This window comes from Nocardiopsis sp. LDBS1602 (genome assembly GCF_035818715.1).
In the GTDB taxonomy this organism is placed as follows: Bacteria; Actinomycetota; Actinomycetes; order Streptosporangiales; family Streptosporangiaceae; genus Nocardiopsis; species Nocardiopsis alba.
The window spans coordinates 59,884-81,220 of the sequence record NZ_JAYLVW010000005.1 but is presented as its reverse complement, the minus strand read 5'-3'; the positions used below and the strand labels follow the sequence as shown (position 1 = coordinate 81,220).

Sequence of the window (21,337 nt, the reverse complement as noted above, 5' to 3'; positions counted from 1 at the left end):
AAGGGGCGGGGTTCACACGGCGGACCGATCAGATGTCGGTGGGGTCGGGGCGTCCGCTCCGCAGGGGGTCCGGTCGGGTCAGGGCGTCGCGCAGGGCCTTGGCCGCCGCGGGGATCTCGCGCAGATAGCCGATGAGGGTGGAGCGTCGGCGGGCGCCCATGCTCGAGTCCCCGACCCCCAGGGCGTCGATTCCGGCGGCGCGGGCCAGGGCGATGGTCCTCGGCAGGTGGAACGACTGGGTGACCATGACGGCCGCGTCCACTCCGTACCAGCGTCCCACTCTGGTGCAGGTGTCCCAGGTCCGGTATCCCCAGGGGTCCGCCTCGACGCGGTCCGCGGGGACTCCGCGTTCGACGAGGTACCGGGTCATGGTGTCGGTCTCCCGGTTGGAGACCTCGCGGTTGTCGCCCGAGACCAGGATCCGGTCGACGCGCCCCCGTTCCATGAGGGCCACGGCCAGGTCGAGCCGCCGGGCGAGCAGGGGCGAGGGCCCTTCGGGCCAGGCCGCGGCGCCCAGGACGACGGCGACGGGACGGTGCGCCACGCGTTCGACGTCGGAACGGCGGCCCGCGGCGGCCAGGCGGGTCCAGGCGAGGGGGGCCAGCGCCAGGGCGCACACTCCCACGCCGGTGATCGTCATCGTGGTGAGCAACCCTGCCGTCCTCCCGTGCCGTGGATCCCACCATCATGGCGTACGGAGGCCGGCGCGGGGACCCCGCGAGGAGGCGTCAGCCGAAGAGGCCGCCCCAGCCCTTGGCGCTCTTGTGGCGCACTCGAAGGCTTCCGCCCTGGCAGGCCCCGGTGATGACGAAGTGGGTGACGCCGGCCCGACGGATGGAGTCCACGTCCGAACGCAGACTGCCGAACCATGAGGAGTCGACGTCGACCTCGGCGGTGGCGGTCTCGGGAAGGATCAGGTCGGCCCCGCCCCAGGAGGCGTCCAGGTGGACCTCCACCACGGGGGTGGAGATGAGGGCCTCTCGGAAGTCGAGGCGGATGGAACCGAAGCGGCCGTCCACCTCGATACGGTGCGGCACGGTCCATTCGCCTTTACGGACCATCGGCTGGCCCTTGGCCTGGAGCACCAGGGGCGGTCCGCCGCCGACCACGGCCCCGTGGGTGGGCACCGCCGGGGAGGTCCCCACGATCGGTCCCGTGGCCCCGGTGGGGAGGTCGGCCACGATGGGTTCGAGGTCGGCGTAGGTCTTGGCCGCGTAGACGGCGTTGAGCCGTTCGTCCAGTTCGTCGAGGTCCAGACGCCCTTCGCCGGCCGCCTCCCTCAGGATCTCGGCGACCTGGTCGCGTTCCGCGTCCGAGATCCGCATCCTGCTCATGTCGTTGGGGGCCACGTGCGCGCACCGTTCCTTCCACCCGTTTTGTCAGACCCACGGTAGAGCATGAGGAACGAACGGAGCGGCGAGCCTCTCACCGGGGCACCGCCCCGCCCCGCTTCGGAGGGGGCGGGACGGAGCGTCGCTTCCCTGGAGTGGTCGAGGACGCTGCCGAGGCAGGACGGGCCCCGGCAGAGTCCTCGACCACAGGAGATCCCCTCCCCGGGTGGATCAACGATCTCGCACCGTGCGCCGTCTGCACAGAGCGTGTCCTCATCCGGCCAGAGAGCGACCTTCCGGGAGGCCGGAACCTCGACGTCACCCGCACCGGGTTTCGGTCGAGGCCTCCGAGCCGACCACCACCCCTCATCCCACTGTGAAGACCACTCGAGGGCGGCCCTTCACGCCCTGGAGAACCAGATTTCGGACGGCACATTAACCATGTTTCGGACCAAGAAGCCCCCCACAAAGACGCAGGTCGACGAGCCGCCTCCGAAGACCCTTCGAAGCCTCATCGCAAATCTTCGAACACCTCTCCGTAAAACATCCTTTGATCTGCGAAAACACTGCACTCCAAGGGTTCCCGGAACCTGCCCGTGATCGCCCGGATAAGGGCGTTTGCCCAAATTCCCCGGCGAGCATGTTCACAGTGAAAGCGAACGGTCGCCCGAGCGATCTCCCCTCGCACGACACCCGTCCGATCCGACCGTCCGACAGAGCCATCATCAGGTCGAAGACCGGAGGAAACCACGACGTGTCCGCCCTTGCGATCGCCCCGACGTTTCTCAGCGATTTCGCCCGTCTCACGCCGGACGTCCAGCTCGGCACGCTGGACGTGATGCGCGCCTACCAGGCCGGCGAGCACCCCGACCTGGAATCGGTCGCGGGCGCCGCCGACCCTCGTGTCAGGGTCGTCGACATCGCCCCCGACTGGTCCGGCGTCATCGTTCCCGACCCCCGCTCCGAACAGGAGGCGGACCTCCACGAACGGGAGGACGCCGAAGAGGAGGGGCCGGACTATCGACTCCTCACCGTGCGCCCGCGCGACGAAGCCCTCCGCTACGCCCGCGACCTGCGTCCGGAGGCCCTGACGAACCCGCCCTCCGCGGCCGGCGTCGGCCCGGCCGACCTGGCCCCCTCCGGCCCTCCCGAGCTCTCCGGCGCCCTCACCGCCCCCTTCGACCAGTGGCGGATCACCCTCCACCCCGACCAGCACCGTCTGGCCGAGGGGGAGTTCAAGGGCTCCGTCCAGGTCACGGGCGGGCCCGGGACCGGCAAGACCGTACTGGCCCTCTATCGAGCCGCGTACCTGGCCGAGATGGACGCCGAGGCCCACCCCGAACGGAACCGGGAGTCGGTCCTGCTCACCACCTACAACCGGGCTCTGGCCCAGACCCTCTCCGACCGGCTCGACCGGCTCCTGACCTCTCCCGGAGCCCGCGCCCGGGTGCGGGTCGTCACCATCGACGGACTGGCCCGTTCCGTCGTCCAGTCGCACAGCGGCATGGCGCCCCGGATGATCGACGGCGACGAGCTCGCGCAGCGTTGGCGCGCGGTCGCCCTGGCCGACGGTCTGCCCTTCTCCGGCCGGTTCCTCGTGGACGAGTGGGAACAGGTCGTGCTGGCCAAGGGATTGGAGTCGCCGGTCGACTACATCCGTTGTGAACGCAGCGGTCGTATCCAGCACCTGGCCCCCGAACACCGGCGTCAGGTCTGGGAGACGATCCGACGCTATGTGGGGGCGATGCGGGTGGAGGGCCTGTGGGCCTACCCGCAGCTGGCCGCCGAGGCCGCGCGGTTGCTCGAACGTTCCGGCCCGTTGTACCGCCACGTGGTGGTCGACGAGTCCCAGGACCTGCACCCGGCCCAGTGGCGGATGCTGCGCGCGGCCGTCCCCGAGGGGCCGGACGATCTGTTCATCGTGGGCGACCCGAACCAGCGGGTCTCCGACAACCGGGTCTCGTTGGCCTCGCTCGGTATCAATGTGCGCGGACGCGGTCACCGGCTCCGGGTCGGTTACCGGGTGACGCAGGAGATCCTGGATTGGAGCCTTCCGATCCTGGGGCGGCGGGCGGCTCTGGGAATGGACGACAACGCCGACACCCTCGCCGGGCTCCGCTCCTCACTGCACGGCCCCGAGCCCGTGGTGCGGGGCTGCGACAACCGGGCCGAGGAGCTCCGTGCCCTGGGCGAGTGGGTCGAGGTGTGGCTGGCGGCCGGGGTACTGCCCGGAGAGATCGCGGTGGCCGGACGCAATCACTGGGTGGCGCGCGAGGTCGCCAAGGAGTTGGAGGCCAGGGGCGTTCCCACCTCGCCTCTGGAGGGCGCCGGACGGTCGGAGGCGGTCCGGGTCGGCACGATGCACCGGATGAAGGGGCAGGAGTTCCGATGCGTGGCCCTGGTCGGGGTCAGTGATCACCTCTTGCCTCCCAAGGCGGCCATCGAGGCGGCCGAGGGCGACCCCGTCGCGTTGGAGCACGTCGTCCAGCAGGAGCGGACACTGCTGTTCGTGGCCTGCACCCGTGCCCGGGACGCTCTGTACGTGTCCCACGTGGGCCGCCCCAGCAGGTTGATCACCGGCGACGAGATCTGATCGTTCCGAGAACGTCCCCGGGGCGTTCCGACGGACGGGGGCACCGCGCGACGCGGTGCCCCCTCTCCCGTCCTGTCAGGTTCCTCCGCCGTACCGACCGTCCAGACCCGGGATGGTCATGAGATCGGTCGAGGCCATCGGGTCACCGACGTCGACGTCGGTGACGTACATGATCGGCAACAGCAGGGGCGGCGGGAAGTCCGGGGTGAAGGTCAGCGGGATCCCCAGAATGCGGACGTGCATGCTCGTGACGTGCAGTTCGACGTCGCCGTCGAGGTTCATCGTGGGCAACCCCAACGACCTGCGACTTCCGGCGTCGTCGAACCACAGCTCGCCGCCTTCGAGGTCGGTGCTGCTCATCGTGATCCGGATGTAGCGGCGCGGCCCGTCGGCGGTGGGGCATTCGACCACTCCCTCGTAGCGGGCACCGAACATGGCGAGGCTGTCGGCGGTCAGCCCGGAGTCACGGACCGACCCTCGGAAACAGTCGTAGTCGGAGTCGACCATGACCTCGGGGTAGTCCCCCGCCTCCTCCGCGGCCCGACAGGCCATGACCGCTTCGAGGAAGTCGTCCTCGTCCTCGACGACGGCGGAATCCCCGACCCGCAGGTCACAGTCCTCCGGAGCCGCGTCCTCTTCCTCCTCGTCGGTCTCCTCGTCCTCCTCGCGCCCGTCGTCCTCCTTCTCCTCCTCTTCCTCCTCGTCACCGTCGCCCTCTCCGGGGTCGGGTCGTTCGGGAGGCACGGAGGCCCCGTCGGAGGGTTCGGGAGAGGGTTCCCGCTCCGGCTCCTCCTCCGAACTCTCGTCTCCGTCCCCGGGGAACAGCCAGTCCCAGGGCCAGCCCGGTGAGGACGTGGGGGCGGCGGTGAGGGCGACCGCGACGGCCAGGGGAAGCGCCAGCGCGGCCAGGGGGCGGGTTCCCCGCCCCGGACCGTCGACCGAAGGCTCGGAGGCAGGGGTATCGGGGGTCCCCTCCGCGGGTTCGGGGACGTCGGCGCCGGTGTCCTCGACGTCCCATGTGTCCTCGTCCTCCTCTTCGGGCCGTTCCGAGGTCTCCCCCTTCCTCGCGCGGCGTGCTCGGCGCTGGTCGAGGGCCTTGGGCCCCCAGGCGAACACGAGCGCCCCGCCGACGATGCCGACCAGCATGCCGATGACGAAGCCGCCGAAGTTGGAGGTGACGAAGGAGGCCAGGGAGAGCATGACCCCGACCAGGCCGAAGAAGACGTTCTGGGCCGGTTGCAGCCAGCTCAGCACACCGAGCGCGATCAGCAGGAAGCCGATGAGGGTGCCGGAGACTCCGGCGACACCGGCGTAGACGATCAGGTCGATCGGCAGGATCAGACTCTGGGCGGCGGGGGCGACCAGCAGCTCGATTCCGGCCACGACGAGGAGGAGTCCGCCCCAGAACGGCCGTGTGCGCCGCCAGTCGCGGAACCGCTCCCGCCCCGCCCGGAAGAGGGTCATCGCTTGGGCCATGGGATCAGAAGCACTCGTGGTTGCCGGGGCGGATCGCCAGTCCGAGCCCGCTCAGCCGCAGGGAGCCGGAACTGACCGCCCAAGAGGTCATCTCCATCTCGGAGACGGTGATGGTGTCGGCCTGGAGTCCGAAGCCCCCGGCCGGTCCCTGACCTCCGTCGGCCTTGTCCAGTGTGCTGGCGTCACGGCCGATCTCGATGGCGCCGAACTCGGCGTTGCCCTGGAGCTGTTCGATGTCGATGACCATCGAGGTGCCCTCCACCGGGGTGTCGGCACCGGCGGTGATGACCAGGGTCGCCTCCCCGATGGGCAGGTCCCACAGAGAGGACATGCACAGGTTCTCGAGTTCGGCGGAGTCGACGGTGGAGAGCCCCACCGGCCGGGCGGAGCCGTCGACCGAGGAGGCGACGTCCCCGTACTGGCTGAACCCGGTGCCGGAGAGTCGGTCGGCGGACATCTTGAAGCTGTCGCCGGAGACCGCGAAGGAGGCGGCCAGCAACCCCTGCGTGGTCATGCCGCCGAGCACCGCCGCCGCCACCAGACCGGGGACCGCGACCAGGGCGAACCTGCGCCAACGGGTACCGCCTCGGCCTTCGTTCGTTCCGGACGCGTCTTGAGGCGCCTCCGGCACCTCTTCCGGGGCCTTGGGCATCTGTACCTCCAGAGGTTCCGTCACCCCTGGGGGCGACGAGGGGGAAGGAGACTTGCGCCGACGCGCGCCACGTGTGTTATATGGAACACACCTACTCGGCGGTAGTGACGAACATTACAATATTGGTTGTCACATTTCCAGATGACTAGTTCATCGTTGCGGACTCGTATCCGGCGCATTACGGGCAACCGCTTCCGACCTGGAGAGAGGCCGAGTTCCATGCCCCCTCAGAGCACAGAGGCCCCCGCCGATCGATACGCATCGGACGACGACTTCGACTACGACGTCGTCGTGATCGGGTCGGGGTTCGGCGGATCGGTGAGCGCGCTCCGCCTCACCGAGAAGGGATACCGCGTCGGTGTCCTGGAGGCCGGACGCCGTTTCACCCCCGAGACCCTGCCCTCGTCCTCCTGGGACCTGAGGAACTTCCTCTGGGCCCCGAAGGCCGGCATGTACGGGATCCAGCGCATCCACCTGCTGCGCGACGTGATGATCCTGGCCGGGGCCGGGGTGGGAGGTGGTTCGCTCAACTACGCGAACACCCTGTACCACCCGATGGACCCCTTCTTCGAAGACCCCCAGTGGCGGCACATCACCGACTGGAAGACGGAGCTGGCCCCCTTCTACGACCAGGCCCGTCGCATGCTCGGCGTGCGCACCAACCCCACGATGACCCCCTCCGACGTCCATCTGAAGGCGGTCGCCGAGGACATGGGCGTCGGTGACACCTTCCGGCTGACCCCGGTGGGCGTGTGCTTCGGCGACGGACGGGACGGGGAGGGGAACAAGGCCGCCCCCGGCGAGTCCGTGGGGGACCCCTACTTCGGCGGCGCGGGCCCCGAGCGCAGGGCCTGCACCGAATGCGGTGAGTGCATGACCGGCTGCCGGCACGGCGCCAAGAACACCCTCACCGAGAACTACCTGTACTTCGCCGAACGCGGGGGCGCCGAGATCCACCCCCTGACCACGGTGGAACGGCTCCGGGTCCGCCCCGACGCCGAGGGCGGCGGTTTCGCCGTCGACACCCTCCGCACCGACGCCCCGCGACGGAGGGAGAACGCCCGCACGTTCACCGCCCGTCAGGTGGTGGTGGCCGCGGGCACCTACAACACGCAGGACCTCCTGCACCGGATGCGCGACGACGGTCTGCTGCCGCGCCTGTCCTCCAGGTTGGGCACCCTCACCCGCACCAACTCCGAGGCGCTGGTGGGGGCCATGAGCAAGCAGGTGCCGCCGCCCGAGGACCTCACCCACGGCGTCGCCATCACCTCCTCCATCCACCCCGACGAGAACACCCACATCGAACCGGTGCGCTACGGCAAGGGCTCCAACGCGATGGGGCTGCTCACCACCATCCAGGTCCCGGGCGGCGGGAGGATCCCGCGCTGGCTCCGCTACCTGGGGCTGATCGCGCGCAACCCGTACGTGTTCGCCCGCAGCCTCTCCAACCGACGCTGGTCGGAGCGGATCATCATCGGTCTGGTGATGCAGTCGTTGGACAACTCGTTGACCACCTCGGTCAAGCGCGGACCGTTCGGCGGCCGGAAACGACTCACCTCGCGCCAGGGCCACGGGAAGCCCAACCCGACCTGGATCCCCGCCGGCCAGGAGGCCGCCACGCGGCTGGCCGAGCGGATCGACGGCTACCCCGGCGGCACCATCGGGGACCCGTTCAACATCCCGATGACCGCGCACTTCCTGGGCGGCTGCCCGATCGGGGACGGCCCGGACACCGGGGTGATCGACCCCTACCACCGGCTGTACGGATACCCGGGGCTGCACGTGGTGGACGGTTCGGCGGTCACCGCCAACCTGGGGGTGAACCCGTCGTTGACGATCACCGCGCAGGCCGAACGGGCGATGTCGTTGTGGCCGAACAAGGGCGAGAAGGACGCCCGACCGCCCCAGGGCGAGGCGTACCGCAGGGTCGACCCGGTCTTCCCCCACGCTCCCGCCGTACCGGCCGGCTCCTTCGCCGAACTACGGCACACCGGGTCGCTTCCGATCTCGGTGGTCACGAAGCGCTCCTCCGAGACGGGCGGGTCCCCCGTGCGGGTCGAGGACCGTCCTTCGGTGTGAGGCCTCCGGGGCCCGGACGTCGCTCGCGGCGTTCGGGCCCTCCCGGTCAGGCGGGGCCCGCGGGTCCCTCGTCCCCGTCAGTCTCCCTCGTTCCGAGGTGCTCCATGGCCTCGGCGAAGTGGTCGCCCATGGCGTTGGCGAGGTGGTGGGCCATCTCCTGGGCCAGGACCGCGTCGACCGCCTGCTGCGCCAGGGGGCGCACGCGTCGGACCAGTTCGGCGATCTGGGCGACGTCCTCGCTCTGGACGACGGTCCCCGGCGCGTACTCGTGGATGATGTGGTCCGAGACCAGCCGCACCATGTGCTCGGAGACGTCGCCGATGCGCTCCCTCAGGTTCTCCGCGATGTCGAGCACCGAGGAGACGCTCATGCCCAGGCGGACCAGTTCGACGCCGGCGTGGAACAGGCGCGGGCTGGGGATCCGGAAACGCAGACCGTCGCGTTCGAGCAGGCGCAGGTCGAGGGCGCGCTTTATCGTCCGCGGGGTCACCTCCTTACCGAAGATCTCCCGCAGTTCGCCGATCCCGACGTAGTCGGCGATCTCGTCGCTCCAGGCGTCGCCGATGGCGGACTCGAAGCCGAGGATCTCGGACAGGTCGCCGCCGCGTTCCCATACCTGGAACATCTCTCCGATGTTGGCGAAGGTGTAGCCGCGACGGAGGAGTTGGCCGATCAACCGCAGGCGCGCCAGGTGCGCCTCGGAGTAGATTCCGACACGGCCTTGGCGTCGGGGTGGGGCGAGCAGCCCTCTGTCCTGGTAGACCCGGACGTTGCGCACCGTCGTCTCGGCGAGCCGGGCCAGTTCGTCAATACGGTATTCGGCCATGGGACCAGCCTAGAGATCCGTGAGAGCCGTACTCATCGGTGTTCCGATCCTTTCCCGCCATTGAACGTTGTCAATGAAGATTGTAACGTTTTAACCAAACGGAGTGAACAGGGTCACATCAGACGAACCCCTCGTTCGGCGCGCCTCCGACACGGAACACCCCCTCGGGAGGGATCCATGTCCGCAGCCCGAACCCCTGAGGTCGAGCCCACCGACCGCGAGGACATCGCCAAGCGTCTCCTGCGCGGATCGGCCAAGGCCTCCTACGACCCCCTGGTCCAGATCGACTGGGACGCGCCATTGAAGGGCCTCTGGGGCATGCGCCCCGAGCGCGTATCCCTCTACGGCACCCACCTGTGGGACCGGCTCACCGAGGAACAGCGCAAGGAGCTGTCCCGCCTGGAGGTCGCCTCCACCATGGCGACGGGCATCTGGTTCGAGACCATCCTCATGCAGATGCTGGTCAGGCACGCCTACCACAACGACCCCACCAGCCTCCACGTCCAGTACGCCTACACCGAGATCGCGGACGAGTGCCGCCACACCATCATGTTCGCCAAGGCCATCGAGCGGCTCGGATCCCGGGCCTACCGGATCGACCCGCTCGCGCACGCGTTGGGGCGGGTCTTCAAGGCGCTCGCCCACGGGCCGCTGATCTTCGGCGGAGCCCTGTTCGTCGAGGAGATCCTGGATCGGCTTCAGCGGGAGATGATGAACGACGAGAGCATCGAGCCGGTCGTGCGTTCCACCTCGCGCATCCACGTGATCGAGGAGGCCCGGCACATCCGGTACGCCCGCGAGGAGTTCCACCGGGACTGGCGCCGGAGGGGCCCGGTGAACAGGGCCTACAGCCGCCTGGTCCTCGGCGTGGTGGCCTACTTCTCCGCCACCCGCCTCGTCCACCCGAAGGTCTACGCGCGGGTCGGTCTCGATCCCCGGGAGGCCCGTCGGGTCGCCCGCCGTAACCCGCGTTTCATCGACAGCAAGACGGAGCTGTCCCGCAAGGTCGTGTCGACGCTCGACACCGCCGGGGCGATCTCGGGGATCGGCCGTCATTTCTGGAGGAGGGCCGGCCTCCTGGGTCGCTGACCCGACCCACGGGCCCCTCTCTCACCACCGGACCCGGCGCCCCCACCGGCCGCCGGGCCCTTCGTGATGTCCGAAAAGGCCGAGAACACGGCGCCTCGGACACCTTCCCGACACCTCGACCTACTCGCGAGTAAATTCCGCGTCACACCCCATTGCATTGTGACAATGCTCGTTGTAACGTTCCGGCAATGACTGTGGAGGAGATCACATGACGACCCCCTTGCCGCGCCACCTGCGCCGTCTCCCGGGCCAGAACGCCATCGTCACCGGCGCCTCCGGAGCGTTCGGCAGCGCCACCGTGGCGGTCCTTCGCCACATCGGCGTCAACGTCGTCGGGCTCGACCGCAAACCCTCCCCCGGTGTGATCGCCTGCGACATCACCGACGACCGACAGGTCGAGGAAGGGGTGGCCGAGGCCGTCGACCGCCTCGACGGCGACCTGGACCTGCTCGTCCACTACGCCGGGATCGGCCCCTCCGTCGATATCGGGCACATGCCCGACTCCCACGCGCACCAGGCCCTGGAGGTCAACCTCCTCGGAACCTGGAGGGTCACCGCGGCCGCCATGCCCCACCTGGTCCGCAGCCGCGGTCGGGTGATCGTCACCGCCTCCCTCCTGGCCGGACTCCAACTGCCCCTGGCCGGCGCCTACACGGTCTCCAAACGCGCCGTCTCCGCCTACGCCGACTGCCTTCGCGCCGAGTACGGCACCCACGTCGGTGTCACCACGATCTATCCGGGCTTCGTCGACACGCCCATCCACGAGAGCTCCCGGGCCACCGGCGCCTCCCTCGACGGGCTCGTCCCCGCCGAGACCGAGCGCGACACCGTCATGGCCGTGGTCCGGGCCGCCGGAGCCAAACACCCTCCCCGCGACATCGCCTCGACCGCCCTGGGCACCGCGGCCCTCCATCTGACCCGGCACTTCCCGGGCACCACCGAGCAGATCGTGGCCCTCCAACTCGGCCTGCTGCTCACCGACGGCGCCTTCGCCGACGCCGAGATCGCCCGCGGCCTCCACGCGCGGTACGGCACCCCGCACGCACAGACCACCCGTTCCTGAAGGAGACAGTCGGATGACCGCCGAAGTCGTCGCCAAACCCAAGCTCACCGACCGCGAGGACATCGCCAAGCGTCTCCTGCGCGGATCGGCCAAGGCCTCCTACGACCCGCTCGTGGAGATCGACTGGGACGCCCCCGTCGACCCCGACATGTGGGCCATCCGTCCCGAGCGGATCTCCCTCTACGGCACCCACCTGTGGGACCGGCTCACCGAGGAACAGCGCAAGGAGCTGTCCCGCCTGGAGGTCGCCAGCGTCGCCACCATCGGCATCTGGTTCGAGACCATCCTCATGCAGATGCTGGTCAGGCACGCCTACCACAACGACCCCACCAGCCTCCACGTCCAGTACGCCTACACCGAGGTCGCCGACGAGTGCCGCCACACCGTCATGTTCGCCAAGATGGTGAAGAAGCTCGGCTGGGAGGCGCACCGGCTCGACCCGGTCGCCTACCACCTGGGACGGGTCTTCAAGGCGATCGCCCACGGACCTCTGATCTTCGCGGGCGCCCTGTTCGTCGAGGAGGTGCTGGACCAGCTCCAGCGCGAGGCCGTCCCGGACGAGCAGATCCTGCCCCTCGTACGCTCGGTCGCCCGGATCCACGTGACCGAGGAGGCCCGGCACATGCGCTACGCCCGTGAGGAGTTCCAGCGCGACTGGGTGGAGCGGGGAGCCCTCAACAGGGCCTACAGCCGGATCGTCCTGGGGCTGGTCACCTACTACTCCGCCACCCGGCTCATCAACCCGAAGGTCTACGCGCAGGTCGGACTCGACCCCAAGGAGGCCTACCGGGTCGCCCGCCGCAACCCCCACTGGATCGAGACCAAGACCTGGGCGGCCCGCAAGGTCGTCGGCACCCTCGACACCGCGGGCGCCATCACCGGGCTGGGACGCTACTTCTGGAGGAAGGCCGGCCTCCTCGGCCGCTGACCTCCGGGAACGAACACGGCCCCGCCTTCTCCGGGGCCGCTCCGACCACCGCCGAGGGACCGGACGTCCCTCTCCCGAACGCCGCCGTCGGAAGACGAAACGCGCCACGTCTTCCGACGGCGGTCCCAGACGTCGGGTTCCGGGAGCGAACGCGCCACGCTCCCGGGGCCCGGCACCCCTCCCCTCGAAGGCGGAACGCGCCCCGCCTTCGAGGGTCATCCTCACCGGGCGGCCGGAGCGGACCGTCGGCCGGACGTACGAAGGGAAGAGCGACGTGACCGAAGCAGTACCGCACTACCGGGTCGCCGTCATCGGCACCGGTTTCGCCGGGATCGGCATGGCGGTCCGTCTCAGGCAGGCCGGGCTCGACGACTTCGTCGTCCTGGAACGGGCCGACGACATCGGCGGCACCTGGCGGGACAACTCCTATCCGGGAGCCGCCTGCGACGTGCCCTCCCACCTGTACTCCTTCTCCTTCGCCCTCAACCCGGGCTGGAGCCGGACCTTCTCCCCCCAGCCCGAGATCCGGGACTACATGCGACGGGTCGCCGGAGAACACGGGATCCACCGCCACGTCCGGTACGGCAGCGACGTCAAGGCCGCCCGCTGGGAGCCCGCGGACAACCGCTGGCGGATCGAGACCGCGAGCGGCACCGTCACCGCGCAGTTCCTGATCAGCGGCGCGGGCCCCCTCGCCGACCCCGTACTGCCCGATATCAAGGGCATCGACACCTTCGAGGGGCGCCTCTTCCACTCCGCCGAGTGGGACCACGACCACGACCTGACCGGGCGGAAGGTGGCCGTGATCGGCACCGGCGCCTCCGCCATCCAGTTCGTGCCCAGGATCCAGCCGAAGGTCGGCCGGTTGAGCCTGTTCCAGCGCACCGCCCCGTGGGTGATGTTCCGGCACGACCGCGACATCACCCGCCTGGAGAGCTGGCTCTACCGGAACATCCCCGGAGCCCAGCAGGTCGCCCGCAAGAGCATCTACTGGGGTCGCGAGACCTACATCCTCGGTTTCGCGAAGAACCCCCGGCTGTTGGGCATCGTGGAACGCCTGGGCCGGGCCAACATCGACCGTTCGGTCAAGGACCCCGAACTGCGACGCAAGCTCACCCCGACCTTCCGCGCCGGGTGCAAGCGCATCCTGATGTCCAACGACTACTACCCCGCCCTCGCCCGACCCAACGTCGACGTGGTCACCGACGGGATCGTCGAGATCCGGCCGAACTCCGTGGTCACCCGGGACGCGTCCGGGGCCGAGACCGAGCACGAGGTCGACACGATCATCCTCGGAACCGGCTTCCAGGTCACCGACCCGCCCATCGCCCACCGCATCCACGACGCACGCGGCCGCTCCCTCGCCGAGCACTGGGGCACCGACGTCCAGGCCTTCCGCGGCACCACCGTCAACGGTTTCCCGAACGCGTTCGTCCTCGCCGGGCCCAACACCGGGCTGGGGCACACGTCGCAGGTCTTCATGATCGAGGCCCAGATCCGGTACACGATGGAGGCGCTCAAGTACGCCTGCCGCAACCGTGTGGACCGTCTGGAGCCCCGGGCCGAGGCCCAGCGCGCCTACAACGAGATGGTGCACAGGTCGATGCGGGGCACCGTCTGGGTGACCGGCGGCTGTGACAGCTGGTACCTGAACGAGGAGGGCCGCAACACCACGCTGTGGCCCACCTTCACCTGGAACTACGCGCTGCGCACCCGCTGGTTCGACCCGCACAACTACGACCTGCGCCGTATCCGTTCGGCGAGGAGGGACGAGGCCGCGGCCCGGTCCGCGGTCTGACGAAGGAGGAACACCATGAGCGGGTTCGGTGACGACGAGGAGGAGTACCGGGGCACGGTCACGGTCCTGTTCTCCGAGGAGGCCGAGGAGGGCGTGGAGGTCGCGGCGCACCTGGCCGGCCACTTCTCCCCCCTCACCGGCGACTACCGGTGGACCGGCCGTCTCGCCGCGGAGCCCGGGATCACCAAGGCCTACGAGGACGGTGTGCGCACCGTCGTGGTCCGCACACCGGACGGCCACAAGGGCGTGGGCACCCTCGACGCGCCCAACCTGTGGGGCGGTCACCCGGTCAACGGAGCGGGCGCCCCTCCCTTCGCGGTCCCCCGGATCGTCATCGAGGACGACTGACGACCGAGGGGGACACAAGACGTCCCTCCAGGCCACGCGCCGACCTGGAGGGACACCCTCACCGCGCCGCGGCGGCCCCGCAGGCCGTCGCGGCGCGTCCGTTCCGGACCCGTCATTCGAGAGGTGATCCCCATCGCGACACGACACGTGGACCACGCACAGGAACTCCAGGTCCACTCCGCCGACGGCACCCGACTCCACGTGGAGGTCCGCGGTCCGGCCGACGGCCCGACCGTGGTCCTCTCCCATTGCTGGTCGACCTCCCTCGCCTCCTGGGGGCCCGTGGTCCGCAGACTCGACGAGAACCTGCGGGTGGTCCTCTACGACCAGCGCGGGCACGGCCGCAGCCAGACCCCGCTCACACGGGCCGGATACGGCACCGGGAAACTGGCCGACGATCTGTGCGCCGTGCTGGAGGCCACCGTCCCCGAGGGCGAGAAGGTCCTGGTGGCGGGGCACAGCATGGGCGGTATGACCATCATGGCCTCGGCCCCGCGCGGGGTCTTCCGCGACAGGGTCGCCGCGGTGCTGCTCACCAACACCGGCTGCACCGACCTGGCCCGCAGGTCGACCGCGATCCCGCTGCCCGGCCCCCTGGGCACCCTGGGGTCGAGGATCTTCCTGACCGCTCCGCTCCCTCTGGGCCCCGCCAACCCGGTCAGCGCGAGGATCTTCAAGTACCTCGTCATGGGCGGCGGCGCCGACAAGGCCACCCGGCGGCTGTGCGCCAGGCTGGTCCACGACTGCGGCGGTGTCCCCCGCGGCGAGTGGGGTCGGGTCCTCACCACCCTGGACCTGGACGACTCCGTCCGGCGGATCACGGCGCCCACCATCGTGGTCGGCGGCACCGAGGACAAGCTCACCCCGCTCTGGCACGCCCGCCACATCGGCGATCTCGTCCAGAACCTGGAGGAGGTCCGGGAGATCCCCGGGCTGGGTCACATGGGACCGTTGGAGGCTCCGGAGGTGCTGGCCGAACTGGTCGACAAGCTCGTCGTCGCCCACGTCGCGCCCCGCTCCGCCTGAACGGGCCGTCCCCGCTCAGAGGGCGGGGGTGGGGATCACGTGCTCGGAGACCTCGGAATGGACCTGGTGGAGGCGTGCCTGAACCGCCCGACGGAGCTTGGCCAGGCACTCGACCAGGGTGATGTCGTCGCCCACCATGCCGCCCTTGGCGATGGCGGGCGTGCCGTCGAGGGGCCCTCCGCTCAGGTGTCCGTGCACGGCCAGGGGGACCACCTCGCCCCCCACGTCGAAGGCGTGCACGCCCAGCTCGTCGAGGACACTGGCGGCCAGGTCGCCGCCGGTCAGATAGAGCCCGCTGGGCAGGGCGTGCGCGCCGACGGTGTCGGCGAGCTCGTCGACCGCCTCGGAGACCACGCTCGCCAAACGCCCGGGCAGTTCCGCCCGGGCCTGGGGCGGAAGCCCTCTGATCCGCTCCGAGGACGTGGTCACCCGCAACACGCACAGCTCGGGGAAGCCGGAGGAGGACAGGTGCTCGATGAGTCGGGCCGTGACACGGTCCGCGTGATCGCTCTCGGGGTCGCTCAGTTCGACGGCGTCCACGTCGACGAAGCGGACCGCGCCGGTGCGGGCCACCGTGGCGAGCTGGCGGCGGGTGAGATCGGTGGTGCTGCCGGTCACCGCCAACAGCGGGCCCCGACTCCCCGCCTGGCCCCGCAGGCGTAGGGCGTAGGCCAACAGGGCGCCCGTCGTCCCCGGATCGACCGCCACCCACACGATTCCCTCGGAATGGTGCGCCGCGGCCGCCGCCTCCGCGATGTCGGTGAGGTGCTGTTCGGAGGTCGCGTCGCACACGACCACCGGTTCGTCCCCGGCGAGCAGCTCGGCGGTGAGCATCTCCCGGGTGACCTGCCGCAGGGGCACGTGGCGCACGGCGAGGTCGCTCTGGACGCGCAGGATGTCCTCGACCACGCTCGTGGTCATCGGCGAGAGCGGATCCAAGGCCATCTCGGTCTCCTCCAGCGGACTGCCGTGGAGGAACTGGGAGCCGCCCTCGGTGGTCCGACCCGCTCCGGGAAAGGCCGGGGTGAACAGAACGCGCACACGGGTTCCGGGCCCCACCCCGTCTCGTACGGCCTCGTAGGCGGCCTCGACCTCGGCGCCCACGTTCCCGCGCAGCGTGGTGTCGGTGCGCTTGACCACCAGCCCGACCGGCCACACCGCCTCGATGACGTCGGTGACCAGGTCGGCCGCCTGTTCCCCGGGCACGTGGCGGCTGTCCAGGTTGGCCACGACCACGTCGTAGTCCCCCGCGACCCGGCTGACGTGCTCCGGGGTCACGGTGGCCACCCGCATCCCGGTGCGGGCGAACCTGGCACCGGTGGCGTTGGCCCCGGTGAGGTCGTCGGCGACCACGAGAACCTGGGCCACGGCGTGTCTCCTTCGGTGTGTGAAAAGCCTGGGCAACCTCCCTCCAACATAGGGCCACGGGGGAGGAGGGAGGTCGCCCGAGGACGATCCGGAGGGCGCCCCGCACGATGGGGCCCGCTCGAACGCGCGGCTCGACCGGGCCCCTCGCCCCTCCTCGGATCACCGGGTCACCCGGCCCGCAGCTCCTCGTAGATCCGATCGGAGTTCTCGTTCCCGTATCCGGCCTCGATCTGGGCGAGGACGAGCGCCCGTGTCATCTCGATCGGCCCGGGAGAGACCCCCTGCTCGGCCGAGGCGCGCGCGATGGTGTCCAAGGCCGTGGCGGTCCATTCGAGGCTCTGCCCGGGCCCGGTGTAGTCGCCCTCGTCGATCACCTTCGCCGTCATCGGGAACACCCCGGTCATGGCGGACAGGAGCCGTGCGGATCGATGGGCGAACTCCTCCGCGGTGACCCCCGCCGACGTGACCATGGCGGCCCCGTGCGCGAAACCGGTGAACATCGTGTACATCCCCGACAGGAGGGCCAGATCGAACAGCGACGCCGCCCCGTGGTCCGCTCCGTCGTAGGTGGCGCTCCCCCAGACCTCGAAGAGGGTCCTGTGGCGTCCGAAGGCCTCGGCGGACCCGCTGTAGAGGAGCGACGCCTCGGGAGCGCCGATCATCGACGGGGTCGCCATGATGGCGCCGTCGAGGTGCTCGATGTCCCGTTCCTCGGCCCATCCGCCCAGCCATCGGGCCTCGTTCGGGGTCGTCGTGGTGAGGTCGACCAGAGTCCTGCCGGCCAGGTCGGCGCCCACCGGTTCGAGTGTCTCCCGCACCGACGCGTGGTCGAAGAGGCAGGTGACGACGGTCGTCGCGGCGGTGACCGCCTCCCGTACCGTCTCCGCTCGCCGTGCCCCGCGTTCCACGAGCGCCGTGTCCCGGCCCGGGGTCCGGTTCCAGACCGTCACCGGATGTCCGGCGTCGAGGAGCCGTTCCGCGAGCACCCGCCCCATCGCGCCGAGCCCCAGAAGGGCGACCGATCCCTTCGTCACCCCGTCGTTCTTCATCCCGTTCTCCACTTCGTTCTCTCGGATGCCCCCATCGTGATCGGCTCGGATACGTTTGCGGAAGTACGCACTTTTTACTGGGGTACGCACCTTCGGGTAAGTACAGGAGGCCACGATGACCCGAGCACCGAGACGTGGACCCTACGTCTGTGGCCTCGACGCCGCCATGGACGTGGTGAGCGGCAAGTGGAAGGTCCTGATCCTCTGGGAGCTGGAACATCACGGGATCCGCCGGTTCGCGGAACTCCGTCGCGGCCTGACCGGGGTCAGCGAGAAGATGCTGACCCAGCACCTGCGGGAGATGGAGCAGGACGGGCTGATCCACCGAGAGGTCCATCCGGAGGTGCCGCCGCGGGTGGAGTACTCCCTGACCGAGCACGGGATCGCGCTCAACCGGGCCCTCGAACCGCTCGGGTTCTGGGGAAGGGACCGTCTACGCCGCGAGGGGATCTCCACCGTCGAACGCGAGGGAGTCGTCGAACGCCGGTGCACCGCCGCCTCGTGACGCTCGCGCTCAACCGATGGGGAGCTCCACCACGGAGCGGGTACGGGCACTGCGACGGGCGGCCTCGATGATCTCCAGTCCGTGGATCACCTCGTGCGGGTCGACCGGCAGCGGATCGGCCTCGCCCACCGCGTCGCGCACGCCCGCGTAGAACTCCTGGTAGGCGCCGCGCACGGCGGGGACCTTCTCGGTACGACCGTCGATGGAGAGCGTCCCCCACCGGTCCTCGGGCGACTCTCCCCAGTCGGCCGCGTCCGGGCGCTCCCCCGCGACCAACCGGGCCTCCTGCCCGTCCATGCCCCACGTCGTATAGGCGCCCCGATCGCCCAACACCCGGAAGCGAGGCCCCTCCTGCGCGCTCAGGGCGCTCATCCACAGATGGGAGCGGGTGCCGCGCGCGTGCTGTAGGGCGAGGAAGACGTCGTCGTCCGCGCGCACGCCCTCGCGTCGGGCGTCCACCTCGGCGTAGACGGACACGACCGGCCCGAACAGGTTGACGGCCTGGTCGATCAGATGCGGCCCCAGGTCGTAGAGGATCCCCGCGCCGTCCTCCGCCTCTCCGCTCTCCCGCCAGGTGTCCTTGGCCCGGGGACGCCAGCGTTCGAAGCGCGATTCGAAACGGTGCACACGCCCCAGCGTGCCCTCCTCGATGAGCCCCCACAGGGTGAGGAAATCGGCGTCCCACCGCCGGTTCTGGTAGACGGTGAGCACCTGGCCGAGCTCTCCGGCCAGGTCGGTCAGCTCGCGGGCCCGAGCCGAGGTGAGCGCGAACGGTTTGTCCACGACCACCGCGAGCCCGGCCTCCATCGCCGCGCGGGCCAACGGCGCGTGGGTGTCGTTGGGGGTGCTGATCACGGCGATCTCGTAGCGGCCGGCGTCGGCCCACAGGTCCTCGACGGTGGGGTGGACGGTGATGCCCGGATAGCGTTCCGAGGCCGAGCGGGCCCGCTCGGGGTCCCCGGTGACCACGGCGGACAGGCACAGTCCGGGTACCGCGTCGATGAGCGGGGCGTGGAAGACCTCGCCGCCCTTGCCGTAGCCGATGAGGGCGACGTGCAACTCGGGTCCATCGTGTGCGGGAGCGCCCTGGAACGGGCCGTCGATCGCGTTGGCCATGGGTCCAATGTACGGCTCCGGCCGGGGGCGGGGCCCGTCTCACCCGCTCGGAGAGCCCGCCGTTCCCTCAGCTCCCCCGGAGCGCGGCCTTGGCCGTCTCCAGCGCCGTCGTCCGGTAGGCGGCGCCGAACAGGCACAGGTGGACCAGCAGAGGGTGCATCTGGTGCAGGGCCACCCGCCCCCGCCACCCCGACGACAGAGGGGCCACCTCGTTGTAGGCGTCCCGGACACGGTCCAGATGGGGCAGGCCGAACAGGGCCAGCATCGCCAGATCGGCCTCCCGGTGTCCACCGTGCGCGGCCGGGTCGATGAGCACCGCGTCGCGCTCGCGCCAGAGCACGTTCCCGTTCCATAGGTCGCCGTGGATCCGGGCCGGGGGTTCCGGCTCCCCCGCCAGCTCCTCGACCGAGTCCACCACGCGTTCGATCACGCGTGCGTCGGAGGGGGTCAGCGCCCCTTGGTCCAACGCCTGGCGCAGGTAGGGACGCAGCCGCTGTTCGGCGTAGAAGCGCGGCCAGTCGCGCGCCGGGGTGTTGTCCAGGGGAAGGGGGCCGATGTAGCCGGGCCAGTCGGCTCCGAAGGAGCCCGCCCCGGTCAGATGGGTTCCGGCGAGTTGCCGGCCCAGGCGCTCGGCCGCGGCCGGGGTGGGATCGCGCTGCTCCACCAGGGGCAGGACGAGGATGCGCTCATCCCAGGCCAAGGGTGTGATCACCGGAGACCCGAAGCATCTGCCCAGCCATTCCAGGCCGCGGGCCTCCGCCTCGAACACGCCCGTGGCCCCCTCGCCTCGGGCCGTGGACTTGACGAACAGACGGGTGCCATCGCTCAGTTCGGCGTAGGACAGGGTCCAGTCGTGGCTGGTGCCGGCCCGGGCCGCGCGCCGTACACGGAGGCCGAGCACGGCGGAGACCCGGTCGGCGAGCGTGCCGGCGAGCGGGTCGCGACCGCCCCGTCTCGCGCCGTCATCCCCGTCCCCGGAGCCGAAGGAGCGCGCCATCGGTTCGTCCACCCGTCAGTCCCGCAACCGGGCGACGAGCGCGCCGGTCAGCCCCTTGGACGCGGCCTCGACCATGTTCAGCACCGCCGTGAAGCCGTCGTCGCCCCCGTAATAGGGGTCGGGCACCTCGGGGTTGGGGCCGCTGTCGGGGGCGAAGGAACGGAACAACCGCAGCCGTGCGGGGTCGAAGCCGAACTCCTCCCCGCGTTCGTCGACGGCGCGGCGCAACTCGTCCAGATTGTCCAGGTCCATGGCCAGGACCAGGTCCCGGTCGGCCAGACGCTCGGCGGAGAATCGACGGGCGGTGTGATCGGTGAGGTACCCGTGCACTCGCAGCGTGGACGTGGCTCGGGGATCCATCCCGTCGCCGACGTGCCAACCTCCCGTACCGAAGCTGTCGACCTCGACGAGGTCGCCGATTCCGGCACGTTCGAGGTCGGCGGTGAGCACCTTCTCCGCCATGGGAGAACGGCAGATGTTGCCCAGGCACACCACACTGACGCGGTAGGGACCGGCGGGGTCACGCGGTTCCGGCAGGCTCATACCCCTTACCGTAACGAAAAACCGTCGCACCCACCCGTTCTGCCGCGACGAACGCGCCCCCGGACCGTCGGATCCGGGAGAGGACGGCCCCGATTCAGCCCTTGGGCAGGCGGACCACGGTGACGAAGAAGTCGTCGATCTGGCGCACCACGCGGATGAACTGCTCGAAGTCCACCGGTTTGGGCACATAGGCGTTGGCGTGCAGACGGTAGCTGCGCAGCACGTCCTCTTCGGCCTCGGACGTGGTGAGCACGACCACCGGGATGTGGGCGAGGTCGTCGTCGTTCTTGACCTCCTGGAGGACCTCCCTACCGTCCTTACGCGGCAGGTTGAGGTCGAGGAGGATCAGGTGAGGGCGCGGGGCGTCGGCGAACTCCCCTTCACGACGCAGGAAGCGGAGCGCCTCGACGCCGTCGGAGACCACGTGCAGGCGGTTGCCCAGCTTGTGTTCCTCGAACGCCTCCTTGGTCATCAGGACGTCACCGGGATCGTCCTCGACCAGCAGCACCTCAATGGGATGCACCAACATGACCTCGCTCAAGCTTCCAGA

Annotated in this window: 20 protein-coding genes; 9 read left to right on the top strand and 11 right to left on the bottom strand. The window is 70.1% G+C overall.

What is annotated here, in order from left to right:
- Positions 1-28: 28 nt before the first annotated feature.
- Positions 29-640 carry a SanA/YdcF family protein gene (locus tag U9J66_RS17350; protein WP_187294599.1) on the bottom strand — a complete coding sequence of 204 codons (612 nt, stop codon included), beginning with the start codon at positions 638-640 and terminating at the stop codon, positions 29-31.
- A gap of 88 nt (positions 641-728) precedes the next feature.
- Positions 729-1,349 (bottom strand): DUF1707 SHOCT-like domain-containing protein, encoded by a 621-nt coding sequence (locus tag U9J66_RS17345; RefSeq protein WP_326338162.1) that lies wholly within the window; start codon positions 1,347-1,349, stop codon positions 729-731.
- A 736-nt stretch (positions 1,350-2,085) separates the two neighbouring features.
- On the opposite strand from U9J66_RS17345, the gene U9J66_RS17340 reads away from it, so the two are divergent.
- Positions 2,086-3,924 carry a UvrD-helicase domain-containing protein gene (locus tag U9J66_RS17340; protein ID WP_026125182.1) on the top strand — a complete coding sequence of 613 codons (1,839 nt, stop codon included), beginning with the start codon at positions 2,086-2,088 and terminating at the stop codon, positions 3,922-3,924.
- 75 nt (positions 3,925-3,999) lie between these two features.
- Here the strand turns inward: U9J66_RS17340 and U9J66_RS17335 are convergent, their stop codons facing one another.
- Entirely contained in the window at positions 4,000-5,400 is a 1,401-nt protein-coding gene (locus tag U9J66_RS17335; protein ID WP_326338161.1) for a DUF6114 domain-containing protein, read from the bottom strand.
- Positions 5,401-5,404: 4 nt separating this feature from the next.
- Positions 5,405-6,052: a DUF6230 family protein gene (locus U9J66_RS17330; RefSeq protein WP_014908940.1), complete on the bottom strand. Its 648-nt coding sequence runs from the start codon at positions 6,050-6,052 to the stop codon at positions 5,405-5,407.
- A gap of 219 nt (positions 6,053-6,271) precedes the next feature.
- Between U9J66_RS17330 and U9J66_RS17325 the strand changes: the two genes are divergently transcribed.
- Positions 6,272-8,131 (top strand): GMC family oxidoreductase, encoded by a 1,860-nt coding sequence (locus U9J66_RS17325; RefSeq protein WP_326338160.1) that lies wholly within the window; start codon positions 6,272-6,274, stop codon positions 8,129-8,131.
- A gap of 46 nt (positions 8,132-8,177) precedes the next feature.
- On the opposite strand, the gene U9J66_RS17320 is transcribed toward U9J66_RS17325, so the two are convergent.
- On the bottom strand, positions 8,178-8,957 hold the full coding sequence (locus U9J66_RS17320; RefSeq protein ID WP_326338159.1) for a MerR family transcriptional regulator: 780 nt from the start codon (positions 8,955-8,957) through the stop codon (positions 8,178-8,180).
- Positions 8,958-9,134: 177 nt separating this feature from the next.
- Between U9J66_RS17320 and U9J66_RS17315 the strand changes: the two genes are divergently transcribed.
- The 6 genes from U9J66_RS17315 (at position 9,135) to U9J66_RS17290 (ending at position 15,209) form a co-directional block, all read left to right on the top strand.
- A complete protein-coding gene (locus U9J66_RS17315) occupies positions 9,135-10,046 on the top strand; it encodes an AurF N-oxygenase family protein (protein ID WP_326338158.1) in 912 nt (303 codons plus the stop codon).
- Between the two features lie 208 nt (positions 10,047-10,254).
- Positions 10,255-11,109 carry an SDR family NAD(P)-dependent oxidoreductase gene (locus U9J66_RS17310; protein WP_014909706.1) on the top strand — a complete coding sequence of 285 codons (855 nt, stop codon included), beginning with the start codon at positions 10,255-10,257 and terminating at the stop codon, positions 11,107-11,109.
- Positions 11,110-11,122: 13 nt separating this feature from the next.
- On the top strand, positions 11,123-12,037 hold the full coding sequence (locus U9J66_RS17305) for an AurF N-oxygenase family protein (protein WP_161111388.1): 915 nt from the start codon (positions 11,123-11,125) through the stop codon (positions 12,035-12,037).
- Between the two features lie 274 nt (positions 12,038-12,311).
- Complete coding sequence (locus tag U9J66_RS17300; RefSeq protein WP_326338157.1) at positions 12,312-13,835, top strand: flavin-containing monooxygenase; 1,524 nt, start codon at positions 12,312-12,314, stop codon at positions 13,833-13,835.
- A gap of 15 nt (positions 13,836-13,850) precedes the next feature.
- Positions 13,851-14,183 (top strand): DUF4873 domain-containing protein, encoded by a 333-nt coding sequence (locus U9J66_RS17295; RefSeq protein WP_017536324.1) that lies wholly within the window; start codon positions 13,851-13,853, stop codon positions 14,181-14,183.
- A 132-nt stretch (positions 14,184-14,315) separates the two neighbouring features.
- A complete protein-coding gene (locus tag U9J66_RS17290) occupies positions 14,316-15,209 on the top strand; it encodes an alpha/beta fold hydrolase (protein ID WP_326338235.1) in 894 nt (297 codons plus the stop codon).
- A 15-nt stretch (positions 15,210-15,224) separates the two neighbouring features.
- Here U9J66_RS17290 and U9J66_RS17285 read toward each other — a convergent pair whose 3' ends face one another.
- Complete coding sequence (locus U9J66_RS17285; RefSeq protein WP_326338156.1) at positions 15,225-16,577, bottom strand: four-carbon acid sugar kinase family protein; 1,353 nt, start codon at positions 16,575-16,577, stop codon at positions 15,225-15,227.
- Between the two features lie 167 nt (positions 16,578-16,744).
- Positions 16,745-17,611, bottom strand: coding sequence for an NAD(P)-dependent oxidoreductase (locus U9J66_RS17280; RefSeq protein ID WP_326338155.1), 867 nt, complete (start codon positions 17,609-17,611; stop codon positions 16,745-16,747).
- A gap of 130 nt (positions 17,612-17,741) precedes the next feature.
- Here U9J66_RS17280 and U9J66_RS17275 point away from each other — a divergent pair, with 130 nt between their 5' ends.
- Positions 17,742-18,131 carry a winged helix-turn-helix transcriptional regulator gene (locus U9J66_RS17275; protein ID WP_014911883.1) on the top strand — a complete coding sequence of 130 codons (390 nt, stop codon included), beginning with the start codon at positions 17,742-17,744 and terminating at the stop codon, positions 18,129-18,131.
- Between the two features lie 9 nt (positions 18,132-18,140).
- Here U9J66_RS17275 and U9J66_RS17270 read toward each other — a convergent pair whose 3' ends face one another.
- The 4 genes from U9J66_RS17270 to U9J66_RS17255 all read right to left on the bottom strand — a co-directional run bounded on the left by U9J66_RS17270 (position 18,141) and on the right by U9J66_RS17255 (position 21,316).
- A complete protein-coding gene (locus U9J66_RS17270; RefSeq protein ID WP_014909163.1) occupies positions 18,141-19,247 on the bottom strand; it encodes a Gfo/Idh/MocA family oxidoreductase in 1,107 nt (368 codons plus the stop codon).
- A gap of 67 nt (positions 19,248-19,314) precedes the next feature.
- Positions 19,315-20,244, bottom strand: a complete 930-nt coding sequence (locus tag U9J66_RS17265) for a fructosamine kinase family protein (RefSeq protein WP_202423199.1) — start codon at positions 20,242-20,244, stop codon at positions 19,315-19,317.
- A 15-nt stretch (positions 20,245-20,259) separates the two neighbouring features.
- Positions 20,260-20,787, bottom strand: coding sequence for a low molecular weight protein-tyrosine-phosphatase (locus tag U9J66_RS17260; protein WP_026125331.1), 528 nt, complete (start codon positions 20,785-20,787; stop codon positions 20,260-20,262).
- Between the two features lie 94 nt (positions 20,788-20,881).
- On the bottom strand, positions 20,882-21,316 hold the full coding sequence (locus U9J66_RS17255) for a response regulator (RefSeq protein WP_017536330.1): 435 nt from the start codon (positions 21,314-21,316) through the stop codon (positions 20,882-20,884).
- Between the last annotated feature and the right edge of the window lie 21 nt (positions 21,317-21,337).